This window comes from Niveispirillum sp. SYP-B3756 (genome assembly GCF_009495745.1).
Classification (GTDB): Bacteria; Pseudomonadota; Alphaproteobacteria; order Azospirillales; family Azospirillaceae; genus Niveispirillum.
In genome coordinates, this window is sequence record NZ_WIDQ01000020.1 from 18,234 (window position 1) to 36,787 (window position 18,554).

The 18,554-nt window shown below is 60.6% G+C and carries 18 protein-coding genes and 1 CRISPR repeat array (1 of these 19 only partly in view); of the genes, 14 read left to right on the top strand and 4 right to left on the bottom strand.

The window, feature by feature from the left end; genetic code table 11:
- Positions 1 to 2,162: a CRISPR direct-repeat array (repeat unit 31 nt; unit sequence GTCGCCCCTTCACGGGGGCGTGGATTGAAAC); it begins 634 nt to the left of the window's first position.
- 420 nt (positions 2,163 to 2,582) lie between these two features.
- A complete protein-coding gene (locus GE253_RS22915; protein WP_153206479.1) occupies positions 2,583 to 3,464 on the bottom strand; it encodes a hypothetical protein in 882 nt (293 codons plus the stop codon).
- A gap of 126 nt (positions 3,465 to 3,590) precedes the next feature.
- Between GE253_RS22915 and GE253_RS22920 the strand changes: the two genes are divergently transcribed.
- Positions 3,591 to 4,040 (top strand): hypothetical protein, encoded by a 450-nt coding sequence (locus GE253_RS22920; protein ID WP_153206480.1) that lies wholly within the window; start codon positions 3,591 to 3,593, stop codon positions 4,038 to 4,040.
- 284 nt (positions 4,041 to 4,324) lie between these two features.
- Here the strand turns inward: GE253_RS22920 and GE253_RS22925 are convergent, their stop codons facing one another.
- Positions 4,325 to 4,594, bottom strand: a complete 270-nt coding sequence (locus tag GE253_RS22925) for a hypothetical protein (protein WP_153206481.1) — start codon at positions 4,592 to 4,594, stop codon at positions 4,325 to 4,327.
- A 189-nt stretch (positions 4,595 to 4,783) separates the two neighbouring features.
- On the opposite strand from GE253_RS22925, the gene GE253_RS22930 reads away from it, so the two are divergent.
- The 12 genes from GE253_RS22930 to GE253_RS22985 all read left to right on the top strand — a co-directional run bounded on the left by GE253_RS22930 (position 4,784) and on the right by GE253_RS22985 (position 14,684).
- On the top strand, positions 4,784 to 5,206 hold the full coding sequence (locus GE253_RS22930; RefSeq protein ID WP_153206482.1) for a hypothetical protein: 423 nt from the start codon (positions 4,784 to 4,786) through the stop codon (positions 5,204 to 5,206).
- Positions 5,207 to 5,213: 7 nt separating this feature from the next.
- On the top strand, positions 5,214 to 6,086 hold the full coding sequence (locus GE253_RS22935; protein ID WP_153206483.1) for a hypothetical protein: 873 nt from the start codon (positions 5,214 to 5,216) through the stop codon (positions 6,084 to 6,086).
- Positions 6,083 to 6,508, top strand: coding sequence for a lytic transglycosylase domain-containing protein (locus GE253_RS22940; RefSeq protein ID WP_153206484.1), 426 nt, complete (start codon positions 6,083 to 6,085; stop codon positions 6,506 to 6,508). The genes GE253_RS22935 and GE253_RS22940 overlap by 4 nt, the downstream gene beginning before the upstream one ends.
- Entirely contained in the window at positions 6,501 to 7,709 is a 1,209-nt protein-coding gene (locus tag GE253_RS22945) for a hypothetical protein (RefSeq protein ID WP_153206485.1), read from the top strand. Before GE253_RS22940 ends, GE253_RS22945 begins: the two co-directional genes overlap by 8 nt.
- Positions 7,690 to 8,109, top strand: a complete 420-nt coding sequence (locus GE253_RS22950) for a hypothetical protein (RefSeq protein WP_153206486.1) — start codon at positions 7,690 to 7,692, stop codon at positions 8,107 to 8,109. The genes GE253_RS22945 and GE253_RS22950 overlap by 20 nt, the downstream gene beginning before the upstream one ends.
- 4 nt (positions 8,110 to 8,113) lie before the next feature.
- The gene (locus tag GE253_RS22955; protein ID WP_153206487.1) at positions 8,114 to 10,801 is read left to right on the top strand and encodes a TraM recognition domain-containing protein; all 2,688 of its coding nucleotides are present in this window, start codon (positions 8,114 to 8,116) and stop codon (positions 10,799 to 10,801) included.
- Positions 10,802 to 10,861: 60 nt separating this feature from the next.
- Positions 10,862 to 11,176, top strand: coding sequence for a helix-turn-helix transcriptional regulator (locus tag GE253_RS22960; protein WP_153206488.1), 315 nt, complete (start codon positions 10,862 to 10,864; stop codon positions 11,174 to 11,176).
- Entirely contained in the window at positions 11,157 to 12,494 is a 1,338-nt protein-coding gene (locus GE253_RS22965) for a HipA domain-containing protein (RefSeq protein ID WP_153206489.1), read from the top strand. The genes GE253_RS22960 and GE253_RS22965 overlap by 20 nt, the downstream gene beginning before the upstream one ends.
- Before the next feature lie 515 nt (positions 12,495 to 13,009).
- Positions 13,010 to 13,321 carry a nucleotidyl transferase AbiEii/AbiGii toxin family protein gene (locus GE253_RS22970; RefSeq protein ID WP_153206490.1) on the top strand — a complete coding sequence of 104 codons (312 nt, stop codon included), beginning with the start codon at positions 13,010 to 13,012 and terminating at the stop codon, positions 13,319 to 13,321.
- A gap of 155 nt (positions 13,322 to 13,476) precedes the next feature.
- On the top strand, positions 13,477 to 13,656 hold the full coding sequence (locus GE253_RS22975) for a hypothetical protein (RefSeq protein ID WP_153206491.1): 180 nt from the start codon (positions 13,477 to 13,479) through the stop codon (positions 13,654 to 13,656).
- Between the two features lie 33 nt (positions 13,657 to 13,689).
- Entirely contained in the window at positions 13,690 to 14,139 is a 450-nt protein-coding gene (locus tag GE253_RS22980) for a DUF29 domain-containing protein (RefSeq protein ID WP_247878824.1), read from the top strand.
- A gap of 119 nt (positions 14,140 to 14,258) precedes the next feature.
- Positions 14,259 to 14,684 carry a hypothetical protein gene (locus tag GE253_RS22985; RefSeq protein WP_153206492.1) on the top strand — a complete coding sequence of 142 codons (426 nt, stop codon included), beginning with the start codon at positions 14,259 to 14,261 and terminating at the stop codon, positions 14,682 to 14,684.
- Here the strand turns inward: GE253_RS22985 and GE253_RS22990 are convergent.
- Positions 14,668 to 16,836 carry a DotA/TraY family protein gene (locus GE253_RS22990; RefSeq protein ID WP_153206493.1) on the bottom strand — a complete coding sequence of 723 codons (2,169 nt, stop codon included), beginning with the start codon at positions 16,834 to 16,836 and terminating at the stop codon, positions 14,668 to 14,670. The two genes, GE253_RS22985 and GE253_RS22990, sit on opposite strands and share 17 nt — an antisense overlap.
- Before the next feature lie 289 nt (positions 16,837 to 17,125).
- On the opposite strand from GE253_RS22990, the gene GE253_RS22995 reads away from it, so the two are divergent.
- Positions 17,126 to 18,055, top strand: coding sequence for an Abi family protein (locus GE253_RS22995; protein WP_247878825.1), 930 nt, complete (start codon positions 17,126 to 17,128; stop codon positions 18,053 to 18,055).
- Positions 18,056 to 18,058: 3 nt separating this feature from the next.
- Here the strand turns inward: GE253_RS22995 and GE253_RS23000 are convergent, their stop codons facing one another.
- Positions 18,059 to 18,547 (bottom strand): hypothetical protein, encoded by a 489-nt coding sequence (locus GE253_RS23000; RefSeq protein ID WP_153206495.1) that lies wholly within the window; start codon positions 18,545 to 18,547, stop codon positions 18,059 to 18,061.
- Positions 18,548 to 18,554 lie beyond the last annotated feature (7 nt).

Here is an 18,554-nt window from a genome sequence, read left to right on the forward strand (position 1 = left end):
CTTTTGCACCCTTTTGGGCATGGGTTGGCGTCGCCCCTTCACGGGGGCGTGGATTGAAACTTCCGCCATTGGCACCACTTACGGCGTGGGTGAGTCGCCCCTTCACGGGGGCGTGGATTGAAACCTTCAGCTTGCCGTCCGTGCCCGTCAGATCAGCGGGTCGCCCCTTCACGGGGGCGTGGATTGAAACTTCAATCACGACGCCATCACGGACCCGACGCTTGCGTCGCCCCTTCACGGGGGCGTGGATTGAAACCGCCCACTGGTACAACAAGGCGGATATTGGGTTGGTGGTCGCCCCTTCACGGGGGCGTGGATTGAAACTTGCTGATACCATATTTCGTGACCCCTCCCGGGTGTCGCCCCTTCACGGGGGCGTGGATTGAAACTTCGCTGGCCGCCACCAGCAGGGGGGCCGGGGTGGTCGCCCCTTCACGGGGGCGTGGATTGAAACGAAATGAAATCCCGCGTGCTGATGGCTCGGAAGACGTCGCCCCTTCACGGGGGCGTGGATTGAAACACTGGTGGAGCGACGACTGGAAGACCGGCGGCTTGTCGCCCCTTCACGGGGGCGTGGATTGAAACAGCGCTAGCCGATATGCATCCAGCACGCGCGGGAACCGCGGTCGCCCCTTCACGGGGGCGTGGATTGAAACGTTGTAGCGGGGAAAGCGCGCATACAGCCAGTCAGTCGCCCCTTCACGGGGGCGTGGATTGAAACGCTGATCCACCCAGCATTGGCCGGCGTGCCCACCAGTCGCCCCTTCACGGGGGCGTGGATTGAAACTGCGCCGTGACGCGCATGGCCGCGTCATCATCTCGTCGCCCCTTCACGGGGGCGTGGATTGAAACATTGCCAGTCTCGATGTGCCGACGCGCGACTACTGTCGCCCCTTCACGGGGGCGTGGATTGAAACAAGTACGGGTGCGCAACGCGCATTGCGCAAGCTGGTCGCCCCTTCACGGGGGCGTGGATTGAAACGACGCCAGGAACTGTTGATGTCGCAGCAATCCTGGTCGCCCCTTCACGGGGGCGTGGATTGAAACATTGTACCAGCTGGCGTCGGGGGAGGACCAGGCCGTCGCCCCTTCACGGGGGCGTGGATTGAAACAAGATTGCTGAAATCATTGGGGACAAACAGGCGCGGTCGCCCCTTCACGGGGGCGTGGATTGAAACCCGGACCTGCCCAAGACGATCCCGGCACTGTTGGCGTCGCCCCTTCACGGGGGCGTGGATTGAAACGTCCGATCCAGGCGGATGAACAGCGGCAAATGGCGGGTCGCCCCTTCACGGGGGCGTGGATTGAAACCTTTAAGGAAACGCGTCCGGTTGGCCAGCTGCCGGGTCGCCCCTTCACGGGGGCGTGGATTGAAACCTGCGCCGGATGCGGCAGGAACAGGGCTTGACCCGTCGCCCCTTCACGGGGGCGTGGATTGAAACCAGACCAAGCTGCTGGGCAAGTATCCTTGTGTCTCGTCGCCCCTTCACGGGGGCGTGGATTGAAACGCCTGCCAGCGGCGCACCACGCGGGCCCGCATTCGTCGCCCCTTCACGGGGGCGTGGATTGAAACGCCAACCGGCTCCGCGTCTGGACGCTGGAGGGCCGGTCGCCCCTTCACGGGGGCGTGGATTGAAACCCGACACCGGGAGAATGGTCGCCGGGTGGGTGGTGTCGCCCCTTCACGGGGGCGTGGATTGAAACCCGGACGTCCTCAACATAGGCGACCGTGCCGTAGGTCGCCCCTTCACGGGGGCGTGGATTGAAACTGGATCATGGCGCGGGCCTTGCCACCCGCCGCCAGGTCGCCCCTTCACGGGGGCGTGGATTGAAACTTCTACGGACAAGATGACAAACCTGCCGTAGACTTGGTCGCCCCTTCACGGGGGCGTGGATTGAAACTCTAAACTTGCGCATTCTCCGTCATGGTGTCCTGGGTCGCCCCTTCACGGGGGCGTGGATTGAAACCCAGCCGCTGCGCCTCTGCGCGCGCCTCGGCCGGTCGCCCCTTCACGGGGGCGTGGATTGAAACCTGCTGGCCGACGCCTTCCCGGTCCCCCTCCTCCGTCGCCCCTTCACGGGGGCGTGGATTGAAACTTGGCACCAAGCCGCCAGCACCGTGGCCGTCGAAGTCGCCCCTTCACGGGGGCGTGGATTGAAACATTGTGGATGAAGTTCACGAGGTAGCCGTCAAGGAGCTCTGATCCGTTTTTTGAGAGTTGGCGCAGCTCGGAACCGTACACAGTCAAACGAGCGGCTTATCGCATCCTCACCGGTGCGGGGGTGGCGGATCTTGTGCCCCTGGCGCGTTACCCTCTCCAATGTGCCGAAGCCTCGAATTCGGATCGCCTCTCGATGTCTGCGTAATGCGTGCTTCATTGCGTCTAAAATCACGTGATAAACAACAATCGCGTCGCCTTGGGACAACCCGGTGGCTTCAACGATCCGCCCGATAAAGAACGCGTCAGTACAAGTCGGACGTGTTGAACGGGATCGGCGTGATCTCTCTGTAGGAGCCCGGTTTCGGTCTTGACACGTAGAGCAAACTTCACCTGGAGGTAATCCCAGCTCAAGCTCTTCCATCACTTTCCCTCCGGAATTTCCGCCATCAACTGCGCAACCTCGTCCTCCTGTGGTGCATAGATGACTTGTATGCCATCATGCTGGTCCACGTAAACTATAGTCGGCGTTCCTTCAACTCGAAGCAGCTTGAATGCTGCGAGGTTAACTTCGAGCAGGGCATCAATTTCGGCAGCCGCTCCGGCGGGCAGAGGCGGATCACTCTGTATTTGATTCAACACCTCGTCGAATTTCTCTGCTGTCAGGCCAGACTTCTCAAGGCTTAATAAAGCGCGAGCGCGCATACGGCTTGGGTCAGGCCTGATAACGATTGGAATGACCCTTAACTGAATTCGCCCAGATTGAACAGCCGGTGACAACTTGGCCCAAAGAGCATGGCAATGCCCGCAATTCATATCGGCGAAAAGGTACACAGGCATACCGGTACCGAGAGGAACCCAGCCGAGATCCCTCAGGATATCGGCGAACTGGGCATCAATGTGAGCATGACCGATCGTCTGGCCGCTGCCTCTTTCCGCAAGGTCCAAACCTAATGCGGCTCTCACTTGGTCGGGCAGGTTCTCCCGTTTTAGACCTTCCATCTGCCGTTTCGAGATGTTGCGGCCTGCCTCATCGAACAAAAGCCCCGCGATAAGCCCCCCTTCAGGGGTCGAATGGAATATCTGGACATTACCAGCCTTGCCGATAGCCACCCAGCTTCGGACGCCTGCCGCTTTCCCGATTTCAATGACCACCGCTCCATGTTCACGTAGCCGCGTGATCGCGGCTGGAAGCTCTGCCGCTTGTTCCGGACCGGAGGCTTCGTCGGCACAGGCGGTCGTTGCAGCGATTAGAGCCAGCGCGAGGCCCGCACTCCTCTGCTTCCACCGTTTGCACATATTCAATGTTAGGCTCCCAACATAGCGGCCTTATCGTGTGGAGCCTCAACGAGGAATGTTTGCCGGAAAAGGGGCAACTCTTTGCGGCGTGAATTTTGTGAGGGTGGGATGGGAATTCGACATGCACTATCCATGGACTGCTTCGAGCGCGCTATTGCCCGCCGCGCCGCAGCAAATCGTTACATGGCGGAGGGACAGTTTTCTGAGGCAGTCGAAACAGCCCGAAGTGTTGTCGATTTGGTTATGCTCGGGACCATGGCGAAACAACGTCAGCCAATTACACCTCATGAAGTGGCCAGCGGCAGGCCCGCGTCGGCAACGTCATTTCTATCTGCGTTCCGGTCTGCCCATAACCGATCACATTCCAACTTACTGACCAAAGAGCGCCTGCTGTCTACAGCGCCGGTAGGTACCGTCCTGCCCACCAAGCTTTTCAGCGAAGCAGATGCGATAACGGCAATGGAGTTCGCCGACGATATTCTCGACCGAATGGTTTTTCAGCATCATCCGTCCCTACGCCCATCGATCGAGATGAGCGACGACCATACCGGTCGATATACCGTGACGGGCGTCTCACCTTGACCCGGCGTATCAGCGCCGCAAGCTCCGGCATGGGCATGCCTGCAATGGTCTCCCGCTTCACCGTCCTCATCGTTAGACAAAATCCAACTAAGACAGTCTGCGTGGGGGCGGGTTCTCTCGAATGGTTGTCGCCATTAATCTCAGCCAAGAGGCTATATCGTCAGGAACATGGCCCTGTCCGGCACACCAGCGGCGTATTTGGCGCTCATCTATCAATAGCATTGAGGCGAAGCCCCGCCGAGACCATCCAAGCAGTTCTAAACAATACCGAATTTCATCTGGGGTCACAAGACCCCCAAATTCTTCAATGCAGCGCTGATTGCGACGATAAGGCCAGCAGTACCACCGATTGCACCCAATGCTAGCGCATATGGGGCAAAGCCACGATCCAGACGCAGCTTGTCTGCTTCTGCCAATAGCTTATGCTGCTCTGCTAACAGCTTATGCTGTTCGGCCATGTACTTTTGTGTCTCTTCGATCAGCTTGCCCGTCTCCGCTTGGGTGCGGTCAATCCGAGCTAGCTGTTCTTTCATGTCGATCGAAATGTCGGTCATTGGGAGCGCCCTCAATGTGGCCGGGAGCATCCCCTCGCCGTGTCCGCATTATGCGGACATTGGCGACCAGAGTCAAGTCTAACAGCGATAATGCCCTGGGCTGCCAGTAAACAACCCGGTTGGTCCTCAAACATCCCCGGCATAAGGCTTTAGAGCCACCAAGCCGTGATGAGATGATGGGATCAGCAGATGCGGAACATTCCAGGCAGAAGCATATCGACTCCCCAACTTACTCGATACCTAGCCAGCCTGATGGCCGCCCGCGCGGGCAATATCACCTGCAATGGAGAACCGCTCAGCGTCGAGGAGGCGGCGAATGCCTTCCTACCCGCATTTCTGAGAGCTGGTGATGCAAGGCTTATTGAGGCATTCGGAGGCCCGAGCGCGCTATCGCTTGAGATAAAGTCAGACCCCGAAAGCTTCGTGGGGCTGTGCCTGCCGGATGACCAGCACCACCTTCCAGTTTCCGTCACGCTCCTCTCCATACTGGACGTGATCGAAGAACACCGCTCCGAAGTCGGAGGACTGGAGCTATGGCCAATGATGCAGGCCTGGGCCGCCCTGGCGGACGAGCACGAACACGCGGCCTCCAGCGTGCCGACGATGAGGTGACATCATAATGCCGATCATTCCCCCCCCAGGCACGCCAGACGCTGTCATTCGCCGCCGCCGGCATGCTCTCCAGATCGCGACACCCTTGCTGACAGCGGCGATCGGTCGTGGCGTCACCAATGGCCACGATACGATCGTCACAGGCCTCAGGGCAGCCGGAGAGGCGACAGGGCGACTGGCCACACTGGTGGCGGCTGGGGGAGATGAACCTGCCTCACTACGCTACATGCTCGTGTCAGATGTGGCCACGCTGCTGGGCCAACAATTTGCGGTCAGCGGCGAAATGGATTTCACGAAGCTTATCGAAGGCTACCAGCTCCCCGAATTGCTGAATGCCGCCGACGACATTGTCCGGGGGCTCGGCGATGCCGCCGACGCCGAACTCGATCCGATGACCGTCATCCGGCTGGCCAGCCTGCGTGCCATGTCTCCACTGGTCGCGGAAATCGCCAAGTTTCCCTTCTACAGCGACCGAGAAGCCCTGACGCGGGAGGTTGCAACAAAGGTCCATGGGTCGGCACGGGGATTGGCGATCCAACTCTCGCCAATCAACTCATCCGCTTCCTCACGGCTGCAGATGTACCAGACCTCGGTTACGCAATGTGGTCGGGTATTCACCGAAATCTATCGGTCAGAACGTCTCCGCACAGTGGAAGAGCTGCTGACCAGGTCCAAGGTCAATCCGGAGGGGCACCGTGAGTTCGTCACAACCATCAAGGCGGCCGGCGGCATGAAGGATAAGTTGGCCCGGATCTACAGCGAGTACGGCAAACAGGTGCAGGCGCTGGCTCATATGGCGACAGCGGCCTCGGCCGATATCTCGGTGAACCTTGATCCGGACGATCCACAGATGGAGCCGGGAACGGGACAGCTGCAATGACCCTGAAGTGCCTAGCCGTGGCCGTCGCGATGTACGCACCAGCAGACATTGGCGAGCAGACGTTCGGTATTGCCCTTGAGGCGATAGCCGAAGTCGAGGGCGGATTATCCGGGCTTGAATCCCAGAACGACAACGGCACGGCTGATCTCGGAAGGATGCAAATCAACACGATATGGGTGCCCGAGCTGGCGCAGGCCTGGGGCCGGTCGCAGGAAGAAACCAAAGCGCTCCTCCGTGACAACGAATGCCGCAACGTGGTGGTCTCTGCCTACATCCTGTCTATGAAGGTCCATGAAGCTGGTGGCCTTTGGGGCGGGATCAGGCTCTACCATTCTGCGACACCGGATAAGGCCGACGCCTACCAGGCCAAGGTCGTTGCAGTGCTCCAGAGGCGGCTGAAGAAGGATGCGGCCGATGGCTAATAACCAAAGCCCCAATCCCGATACGACGCTCATCGTGGTCGTGGGTGTCACCTTTCTCCTGGTCTTAACGCTATGGCTGGTCTGGTCGGCCGCTTCGGAGCAAATTTCGACCTTCGTTGTCCAGCTCAAGAAAGCGCAGCTCGCCGTTTTGGTACCGTTCGCAGATCATCTGCGCCCCCTCGACCATTGGCTTGCATCGACTCCACGCAAATGGACGCCGACCGAGCTGATTGCGTTGTGCAGGGCTGTCGGAGAAACCGCGCGGTGGCCTATCGCTGCATCACTAATCGCGATGGCTATCTTTGTCCTTCTACGGATGCCGACAGGCCGGTTTCGTAACCGACTGGGCCTGGAGGAACTGATTGGCGAGCAGGTCAAGGTGTGGCCTGTGATCAAGCCAATTATGCGTGATGACCCGAGAAAGTTCGACCGCCGCCCGGGACATGTTTCGCCAGGCCAGGATCTGGGCCCCTGGGGCTGGCATCTGACACCACAGGAATGGCTGGACTGGATTGGGTGCGGAAGCACCTTCGACAATCCGAAGGTGTCACGGGCACTCGAAACCCAGCTTGGTCCCCGCTGGAACGGCGTTGCCGACCTGCCGCAGCACATCCGGGCCCTGATGGCTGCCTTTGCCCTGAAGATCGTCCGGGACCGCGACGGCGCAAGAGACCTGCTTGCAGCCCTTTCATATGTCTATGCCCGTCCGCAACTCGCGTGGTGGCATCGCCACCAGGTCAGCGCCCGATGGCCAAGTCTTATCCGTCGACGCTTTGAAAAAGTCTTTGGATATATGCGCCGGACTTGGCCGGCGCCGGCTTGGCCGCCGGGTCTCCCCGCCCATATCGCCTATCTTGTCGAAGACACCCTCGCCGAGCACGAGCAACTGGTCGCTTCCATTGCGAGCCGTCACGCGTGGCGGACCACGGCCATGCTCCGCCTGCTTCAGGTTGCCCGCGAAAAGGGTGGGGTGGTGGCGCCCAGCGAATTCATCTGGCTCAAGAATGTCGACCGCGCCCTCTGGTACCCGATGCACGATCTCGGCATGCGCCGCCCTCACGCGGAGGCCGCTGGCGCCATGGAGCACTACTGGGCGGAACTCGAAATGAAAGAGCCGGTCATCCAGCCGATCATTGTCAATTCGCTGGCGGCAGCCGCCGCGGTATTCAAGGAACGTTCCGATGCGATCAGCAAGCCATAAGACGCATGCAAAACGTCGAGGCAACACCATTATCCTGACCGCAGCGGGATCAGATCCGGTTCTGGCCGTACTGGATGCCCGTTCGGTCGTTGAGATCAGTACTACGCAAGGCGGTCAGCTTCACCTGAAGGACGGCAAGGGCCAAATCCGCATCTTCACGCTGGCCAGCCAGGAAGACGCCCGCGACGCGCTCTATGCCATATCTTCAAGCATTTGCCGTTGGGGTCTGTTGCGCCGCATCGGCACCGGCCTGGCTGTCGTCGGAACCGTCGTGGCGATCCTGGGCATGGTGACGTTAGCGCAGATCCTGACGACAGCCAGGCCGACGCCGGCGGTCGCACAACCCTCGGCCGTACCGCCTCAACAGGGCTTGCAGGGCTTCGGTCTCGAAGTGGATTGACGGCATGCGCATTACATTCCGCGCGCCTGATTCAAAGTATGAACGTCGTATAGAGCGGCAACTTCGCGACACGCGCCCGGTCTTGGTGCAAGTCGGCGAAGCGTTGTCCGACCCCATGGCGGCGGCGGTCGGCCTGATTGGGCTGGCGATGGTGGCCATATTTTTCCCCGCAGCGTCGGACCTGGCCCTGCTGCTCGGCCTGCTCGGAATGCTCTGGTCGATGACCAGGCCCTATGGACTGCCGCTGCATATGCCACAATGGTCGGGCGCGAAGGACCCCAACGACGTGCATCCGGGCACCATGCGGCCGGTGAAGGCGAAGGGCATCATCTATTTCGGCAACGAGGTGGGCTCCTCTGCGCAGGTGATGGCCACCAACGATTACCTGCGTCAGCACCAGATGACCCTTGGCACCACCGGGTCGGGCAAAACCGAATTCCTCAAAGCCAAGGCCACCAATACGCTGTGCTGGGGATCTGGGTTCATCCTGATCGACGGCAAGGCTGACAACAAGCTGTACGGGGACATCCTCACCATCGCCCGCCGATTTGGTCGCGACGACAGCGTTCTCGTCATGAACTACATGACCGGCAGCAGCGATGCCGGCTCCACCTCCAACACGATGAACCCTTTCGCGGAAGGTTCGTCCTCGGCGCTCAACGAATTGCTCGTGAGCCTGATGGACGAATCCTCGGGCGATGGCATGTGGAAAGGCCGCGCCATCGCGTTGTCCAGTTCGATCATGACGGCCGTGGTGTGGCTCCGGGACAACCAGGCTGGCTATAATCTGAACGTGGAAACGATCAGCGACGCGCTGGTGCTGAAGAATGTGGTCAAGCTGTCTCGCGACAAGGCCCTTCCCGCCCACATTCGCGTTCCGCTCATGGACTATTTGAAGTCCGTTCCCGGCTATAAGGACGAAAGCTTCAACGATAATGGCAGCGAACGCACCGACCCAAATGCGAAGGGAGGTCCAGACAAAGGATTGGCGACCTGCCGCGAGCAACACGGCTATCTCCAGATGCAGTTCACCCGAGTGCTGAACGACTTGGCGAACACATACGGTTATATCTTCAAAACTAGGGCCGGCGAAATCGACATGTACGATGTGGTGGTGAACCGCCGAATCCTGGTCGTATTGATGCCGTCATTGGAGAAGAGCCCTGAGAGTCTTGCTGGTCTGGGAAAAATCGTTGTCGCCACATTGAAAAACGTGATGGCGAAGTGTCTCGGCTCCGCCATTGAGGGGGAATGGGCAGAAATCATCGAAAACAAGGTGACCAACTCGGCGAGCCCGGCATTGGCCATGTTCGATGAAGTCGGCTACTACGCCACAAACGGGATGGCCATGATGGCAGCGCAGGCGCGTGGCCTCGGCTTCTCCATTGATTTTGCTGCCCAGGACGAGGCAGCCATGAAGCGACGCATTAAGGAGGAGGTGGACTCCATCAAGGGCAACGCCAACCTGAAATTCTTCCTTCGGCTCGAAGACACCGGCGACACGAAGCGAACCTTCGAAGAGGGCGCAGGTGAAATGGATATCACCAAGGTCCGCGGATTTGACGATGACGGCGCCGGTCTTGGCTATCGCGCCCAGTCTGGGGCGGGACTGGAGAGGGTTCGGCGCGGTACGTTCCTGGACCTGAAGGGCCAACCCCTTGGGTTCGCTCACCTGATGGTCGGTGACAAAATCATCCGGATGCGGGTTGCCAATATCGACCACGGCAAGCTCAAATACCTGCGCGTGAACCGGTTCATGGCCGTCGAGCTGCCAAAAGCAGCCGAGATCCAGGAACGCAATCTTGCCGGCGCCATCCATCAACGGCTTACCACCAAGGGATTCAAGGTCGCCGACCATGTTGGGCCATTCGCGGCCAGTCCGGAAATCACCGACATGGCCGCCACACTGGCCACGTTGAAAGCGGCTGGCATTCGTGTGGCATCGACAGAGCGCGGTATCGTCGCCCTGGCCAGCCTTCATGTGCCGCTCCGCACGAGGGCAACGCTGGCCGCCGTCGCGGTGACCACCGTCGAAAACGCAATAACCGGACCCGCGACAGGTGTCATTGACCCTTCCAACCTTATTCCTACACCCATAAACCCTGAAATAAACCTTGTGATCGACCTTGTAGATATGCCCGACGATGGTCTCATTGAGGGGGAGGCCGGCCATGCCGCACTGGCTCCGCCAGAGGGAAGTGACCAGGAGGACCTCGTCGCTGAACGCGTCCAGCGCGCTCAAGCAGATCAGGCAGACACCGAGATGCAGGACATGCTTGTGCGGGCCTTCGCTGATCTCTACGGCCAGATTCACGAGCGCGGAATTCTCGGGCCACTGCCCCCTGCCACAGATAGTTTCCCGCCAACTGCAGCCGGTTCGAATGACGACATGTCAGCGATTGCATTCATCACTGGCGTGGGCGATCCCAGCTTCTCTCAGGCAGTCTTCGGTGGGGAAGATGGCAGGGCCGCGGTTGCTGTCGGCATTTCAGCGATGGAAATGATGACTGGTGCCAGCAGGGATGAGGCAACTGTAGTTGCCGGCGCCCTCCTGGACGCGGCCGAGCAGGCAACCATCTATCCTTCGAAGCCGACGCCGGCCCCTCTTCCGAAAGCTGATCTCAAAAGCGCACTGAATGTGCTTCGCACCGCGTTGGCAGCAAAACAGGGTGAAGGACGGAATTCAGGTTGATTGCATATTGTAAAGTATGGTTTACAATATCGGAGTTATCGTAAGTTTTGGTTTTCATAAATGGCCACCGCCCTTTCGAGCCCGGAACTCGACAATCTAGCCGTCTTGGGGCAATCCCTTCGCTTAGCCAGACGCCGTAGAAACCTGACCCAGGACGAAATGGCCGATCGGATGGGGGTGTCACGGCCGACATATAGTCAGCTCGAAAGGGGCTCAGCGACGGTTGGCCTGGGCATCCTGCTGCGGGCGATGACCGTTCTAGGTTATCCGGAAAGGATTGGCGGTTTGCTGGCCGAGGACCCGATCGGCGATGCGATGGATGATGCATCTGGCAGACAAAGGATAAGGAAGCCGCATGGCCTGGCAGATTTCTAAAGACGGTCGCATCGACAGGCTTGTGGTCTTCCGTGTGCTGCCTACCGAGGGGGCGGTGCCGATCGGCCAACTCGTTTTTGAGGGGAAGGGGCCGGTACGGCAGAGCCGGTTCGCCTACGCACGTTCCTGGACGGAGCGAGCGGACAAGGTCGCCATTGATCCTGTGAACCTACGGCTATCGTCGAAGCAGACGCAGAGCACCCCCTATGAGGTGCCGCTGCCCTTCTACGATGTCGGTCCCGATGGATGGGGCAAGCAGGTCTTGGCAGCTGCCTACCCTGGCCACCAGCTGGGCATGGGCGAGTTACTGGCCCTGGGAGGAGACGATAGGACGGGTGACCTGCTTTTCGGACCCGATCCATCAGGGCCGTCGACCTGGGTCCCTGAGGCGCCGCCAATGGGAGATCGGCTTGCCCGAGAAGACGACTTGGCCCAGTTGCTCGAAGCGGCAGCAGCCATGGAGGAAGGCAAGATCACAGACCCCAGCCTGCGGCTGCTCATGCGGTCCTCGGCCGACATCGGCGGCGCCAGGCCGAAGACACGATTCAACAGTGATGGGAGATCCTGGATTGCGAAGTTCCCGGCCTGGGGCGACCCGTTCGATGACCCACGCGCCGAAGCCGTGTGCCTGGACATAGCCGCCGGCGCCGGCGTCCCTGTCCCTTCCCGCAGGCTCGTCACGATCAATGATCGATCCGTGCTGCTGGTGGAACGCTTCGACCGGGGTCCAGCCGGCGAGCGTCACGGCTATATCAGTGCCGGGACCCTTTTGAGGGAGCCACCGGCGACCTACAGGACCGCCATGACCTATCTCGACATCGCGGTGAAGGCGGCCGCCATCGGTGTTGCTGACGCGCGTGCCGATATCTTCCGACGCATGCTTGTCAACAGCTTCGTCCATAACACCGACGATCACCTGCGGAACATGGCATTGATCCGCACTGGTCGCGCCTGGCAGGTAGCGCCCGCGTTCGACATCGTCCCACACCGTCCGAACCGTCATGTGCTGGCTCCGGCGCCTGGCGTCCGGCCGGACTGTGATCCCGCCCTGGCCTTTTCGACCAGCAAGGCCTTCGGGCTCCCCGTCGGCGAAGCGGCTGCAATCTACGACCAGGTCGCACAGGCGGCACAGGATATTGGCCAATTGCTGGACAAGCACCACACGTCGCCCAAGGACCGTGAGGTGCTTACCACCCTGTTGAGCCGTTGCCTGTCACCGCCGGCCGTCACGATGTCTGTGGGCTATGCGGGCCAGCCCATGGCAGAAGCGGATATGGACCACGATAGTGATCCGTATGATGGTCCTCGTTTGAAGTGATCAACGCGTATGCAGCGGAACCGAAGGTCTTTGAACTGCGCACCGCTGGCCCTATAATCTCAGCATGATGGAACCGTCGACAGCATCACAGAGTGTTTTGGCCTTGGGGCGAGCTGCGAAAGTTGCCGTCGTCGATCAGCTTTTGCCCGCATTGCCCAACCTTGATCGGACAAGCCTCCTCCAGTCGCTTAAGGATCTGGAGAGGGCTGGCTTAGCCGAACGGTTGGACAACAATGCCTGGCTGTTCCCGCATCAGGGCAAACCGCGTCTCAGCTTTTCCAGGACGTGGAGTAAACCCGGTGGCGCGACCCCTGATGTCGAGATTGCTGCGACACTCGCCAACCCCAGGCTGGCCGACTTGGTACAATTATGCCTCGCCTACAGCGAGCGCAGAGTACGGACGAACCTGGATACGCTCATTGAAGAGGACGCCCTACGTCCCCCGATGATTGCTCGCCTTGGGTCGATGCTGAATAACATTCACGCTGGCTTCATTGCCGCCGCGCGGAGACGCTATGAGCGAACTTTATCTGGACGCGCTTCCTGAAGCGACGGGACGCCTTCTGAACATCCTCGCCACGAAGGAGTTCATAGCACCGGCCGTGTTGATAGGCGGGACCGCGATCGCACTCCAAACAGCCCACCGCATCAGCGAGGATCTCGACTTTCGGTTCCCAGGCGGAAAATTGCCACGCCGGACCATCACGGGGTTTCTTCAAGAACTGGAGTCCATCGGCGCGACCTCAAGGGACATGATCGAAGAGGACGTCCGTGACCAGTTCACCAACGAGGGTTCGGACGTTGAGGATCATCAGCAGGATTGGTGAATCAGCTTCCCTGACGGACAGGGCGTCAAGTTGACCTTCTTCGCTTCACTCGATGCGATCCCGTTCTCGACGGTCGAGCGAGACGTCCAGAAGATCGATCCCGCCGGCTGGCGCTGGCGATTTAAGGGCCGACCACAGCCACGACAGGAGGCAATATGAAGCCGGGTAATCCTCAGCCACTGACGCCCGAGCTCCGGGTGGAACTTGAAGTCCTCGCCGCCCTGTCCGACGAGTCGATCGATACCTCAGACGCCCCTGCGGTGAAGGACTGGACCGGCGCCAGGCGCGGAGCACTCCACTTGCCGATCAAGATTGACCCTGATTTTGAAGGCTGACCGCGCCGTCAATTAAAACTATGATGCTCGCTCATGGAGGATGCGATGAGCGGCGACCTATACGAATCCGACTTCTATGCCTGGGCCAATCAGCAGGCGGCATTGCTGCGGGCTGGAAAGCTGTCGGCCGCCGACATCGAGCATATCGCCGAGGAAATCGAGAGCATGGGACGGACGGAAAAGCGCGAACTGGTCAGCCGTCTCACGATCCTGCTCCTCCATCTGTTGAAATGGCAGTTCCAGCCTGGACTGCGCGGGAATAGCTGGCGGCTGACCGTCAAGGAACAACGGTATCGACTGGCGGATCATTTGGCGGACAATCCCAGCCTTAAAGCCAAACTGTCGGAAGCCATTGCGAACGCCTATCGGCTTGCCCTGGTGGAAGCGGAGCGTGAAACCGGCCTGCCGGAAACGACCTTTCCAGCCGAATGCCCCTGGTCATTTGATCAGATCGCATCCCCGGATTTCTGGCCCAGAGACTAAGTTTCGGCCCGTGAAAGTGGCAATTGCCACTGATATAATTTGCCACTAATGGCAGGAGACGCCCTTGCGTTGGGGCGCTTCCTCGGTGATACTCTCTTTGAGAGAGGTAGGAGACAGAAATGCTCTGGGACAAAGGCGGCGGGAGTCTCTGGGGGAACGGCGGCGACAACGGCGACTTCCTGCGCGGCGTCGCCATGGGGCGAGCGACCGCCGAGCCGATCCCGGTGCCGGTCCAGGTTGCGGACGTTGAGACGACCGCCCAGTTGGCCGTCATCATACGGCGGCTGCAGGATGAGTTACGCCGCGAGCAGCAAGAGCGGGCGCGGGCGCGGGCTAGCATCGCTGGGCTGCGGGCTGTTATCGCGGCACTGACCCACGTCGTCGGCCGCGAGCGCGTGGAGGTACTCATACGCCGACTATATCCGTCCGCCTACGCCGATCGAGCGCAGCAGGTAGGTCGGCACGTCGACGACATCTCCAGCGAGGCCGCCGGGATGGCAGAGACGACTATAGGGGCGATAGCGGGCCTCATCCCTCGTCGCTAGTGTCCTGCCTCTCCGGCCGCCCTGGCGCTGGCCGCGCCAGTGACTCCAATATCTCCGTCTGTCGGCGCGATGTCTCCGCCCCGCTCTTACGCGCCGCTGCTTCGGCCATTCGTGCGCGCCGCTTTTGGGGCCCCTGGACTGCCATCGTGGCGACCTGCGAGGTGGTGGAGACGGCCTTGTCGGTCATCCGCACGGCCTGCTCGCCACCCGCTTCCGAGCCCTGCAAAACGGCCCGGCTATGGAAGCCCGACACCGACATGACGAAATCCGGCAGCGTGTGGATCAGCTCCAACGACTTGTTGGCCAAGCCGAACTGCAGGATGACCAGCAGCGCCACGAAGATTACCGTCCCGACGACACCGACCAGATAGCCGTCCGTCGCCCCTGCCCAGGCCGACGAGAACACCATGAAAGCGATCGCCGCCGCCCCCTCCATGATCCACATCGATCCGATCAGCCCCGCCAGCATCAGCATCGGCGTCAGCGCGACGTTCAGCAGCATCATGTAGCCAGATTCCGATCGGGCGTAGACAAGGCCATCCCCTTCCATATTGATGTGCGCCAGCCCCCAGACCGTGGCGCTGATCATCGTCGCGAACACCGAGGTTAGCCACATCGTCACGCCGAAGACCCAGTGAAAGAACGGGAGCATCGGCAGGACATAGGCCAGCAATGCGCCCAGCCCCATCAGTCCCACCATCACCATCCAGAAGATCGACCCCGCTGTCTCCAGGATCGAGCCGAGGGGCCCGGCTGAGGTGGCAAAGGACAGCACCTTCTTGGGGATCCCGCCCCCATACAGACCCATGCCAATCTCGGCCGCTCCGGCGACACCGATCGCCGTCCAGGCCGCGTTCAGCAGCGTGTGACCGAAGCCGACAGTCTTGCCGAAGGCCGACATGTTGTCCTCGGTACTGGCTTGGTGCGCCCACGACAAGATACCGCCGACCAGCGCCGTCTCGCTCAGCAGGTCCAACGGACTGCCGCCGGCCTGCAGGGCGGACAGACGGCGGGCCTCTGCTCCTCCTTCCTGTCCCTGTCGGGCCGGCGCGTAGGTTTCATCCCACCAACTTTCCATCCGAGCCAGGCCACGGTTCAGTGTGGTCCCACCTGACCCGGCCCCGAAGGAGCCGGTCTTGGGCGGCAGCACGGTGGCCATCGCCCCCGCCGCCGTCGAAATCTCCGACCGGCGCGTTGTGAGTTGCATGTACCACGATCCTGCCCCCGTCCAGCCGGCGCTGGTCGCGGCCCGGGCGAAGCTGTCCTCCTTGTCGGACGTCGTTGTCTTCGGCGCCGACTTGGCGGCCGCCGCGATGGCGGCCCGATAATTCTGAACAGCCGCGACAAGCGGGGCCGGATCGGGTGGCGGGGGCGCGTCCACGCTGTCGCGGGTGAGTTGTTCGGCCGTCATAATCGCCACCGAGAACAGGGCGTTGAAGGCGGTCTTGTGTGCGGCGATCATTGCCTTCGCCGCCGGCGTCTTCGGTTCATGTTCGCTGAACTTGATCGTACCGCAGGCGCCGGCCGGGAACATGCGGAAGAGCCCGTTGCGGCCGCCATCGAACGAGATCTCGTTCGAGCGCTCCGACTTCACAATCCAGGTCTCCCCGACCTGGCGGCCGACATTGTTGATTGCCTGGACGCAGGTGGCTGTCTGTAACAGGCCCTTGGCCAGCACGTCGGGTGCCGACACGGTGGGCGCTGCTGTCTCCTGCAAGCGATTGCCGACTGCATCTGCCACCTCCTTCCAGAGATTACCGGCGGCCCCCAGGCCGGCGCGGGAAACGGCATAGACGGCGTACTGGCCACCGGACCAGCCAATATCCGGCAAGGGGAACATCAGGCCCAGGCCCGTGATCACTCGGATGATGCCCCATGCCGAGGACCACTTTTTACCCATGAACTCGCCGTCGATCGCCGTCTGGACGACACCGTGCGCCAGGATGTAGCTGATCACGACCGTGCCGACGGCCAACACGAGCGTGTTGAACCAGGTGGCGAAGGTGCGCAGCACCTGATCGTCCAGCAGCGTCTGCAACACGTCGGCCGCCGCCTCGCCTTCCACCGGCGCCAGCAGCGCGGACGGGTCGAACGCCAGGGCGGCCGGCGCCAGGAGCTGTGTGGCGACGACGAGAAGCAGGGCCAAACGCATGGGGAACCTCCGGGCTGGAGGTTCAGGATTGGTCAGCTATGTTTGCAGGTCACGCTTTGAAAGAACAAAGCGCTGCCCTGGAGATGCGCCCGAGCGATGACAAAAAGCCATTATGGCGTTGAACAATCCGCTCTGATGAGCTATATAAGGCTCATCACGGCCGGCCCCTCTTTCACCTTCGGGTGATACGGGCCGGTTTTCCATTTTAGGCTTCTTCCCGGTGACGATCCCCTTCACGAAGCCGTTTATGACGGTCGATCAGCAGCTTCAACAGCTCGTTGATCGCGGGATGGCTTGCACGGACACTGCCAGGGCGAAGGCCTACCTATCGAGAATAGGATACTATCGCCTATCCGCATACTGGTACCCATTTCGGGGCCTGTGCATGGGCCCAACGGCGGATGGTGCGCCCTCATATCGCGGCGATCAGTTTCTTGCCGGCACCGCCTTTACCCACTCCCTTGATCTGTACCTGTTCGACAAGCGATTGCGCCTGATGATGCTGGACGCAATCGAACGGATCGAAGTGGCGTTGCGCGTGGACGTCGCGATCCGGCTTGGAAGTCAGGATCGGTTCGCTCACCGCAAGCCCGCGTTCCTACATGGCCATTTTGCAAAGCAGGCGATCAGGTTCGGGCAGAACACCGGCCGAACACAGCACAATGTCTGGCTGGCCAAGCTCGACGCGATCGTTCCCAAAAGCAACGAGGATTTCGTCCGGCATTTCAGGGCAACTTACTCCGATCCCTTGCCGATCTGGGCGGCGATCGAACTGTGGGATTTCGGGATGCTGGCAACCTTCTTCGCTGGAATGAAGCACGCGGACCAGGACGCCATTGCCATCAAGTACGGCATCCGGGACCGGGATGTGCTGGTGGGCTGGCTTCGCACGATCAACCACGTTCGCAACATCTGCGCCCATCATGGGCGCCTTTGGAACCGCAACCTGGATGTTCAGCCCAAGCCGACGGTGGTGGGCGACATCCCGCTCCTGGATCACATATCAAGACCAGACCGCCGATCTCCTCCGCCAGCAGTATTGACGCGCACATATGGAGCCGCTGCGATAATCCAGTACCTGATACGCCACATCAATCCCTCCAGCAGCTGGAACAGGCGAGTGCGGGACCACATCACCAACTTCCCCGCTATTCTGGGCGTGACGATCCAAGACGCGGCATTCCCCGTACGATGGGAAACGCTGCCTCTCTGGCAATAGGCCTCAATCCAGATAAAATCGATATGCGACGCCCTTGCTCATGCCCGCGCTCTGGGCACCAGGATTGTAGCGGATCTTGTCCTCAATCGTCACGCGCACGAACTCGTCTCGGCGCGACCCGTTTTCAATGATGCCAGCGAATTCGTAACGGAATTTGAAGCGACCATCGGGCATCATCGTGGTAGCCACGACCTCGCCGCCAGCGCATTCTTTCCCGCCACCGCCATGCATTGCCTCGGTGTATCGCTCTTCCTGGCCACTGGCTGCCCGAGTGAGGCGTACGTTTCGGGTCTCACGGAGAGAGAGATCGACGTCAAGCCCGAAGGTGTAATTGAGGCCTCCGCGCGAAGATTCCAACGGTCGGTTGGCGCATGCCTCACGGATCAAATATTGATGCCGTCCAGGCCCCTGGAGCTGGGCACCCGTTGAACATGCCGTCAGGACAACGGAGGCCAGTACGGCAGTGAAAATCTGAGAAACATAAATGCGCATGGTCACA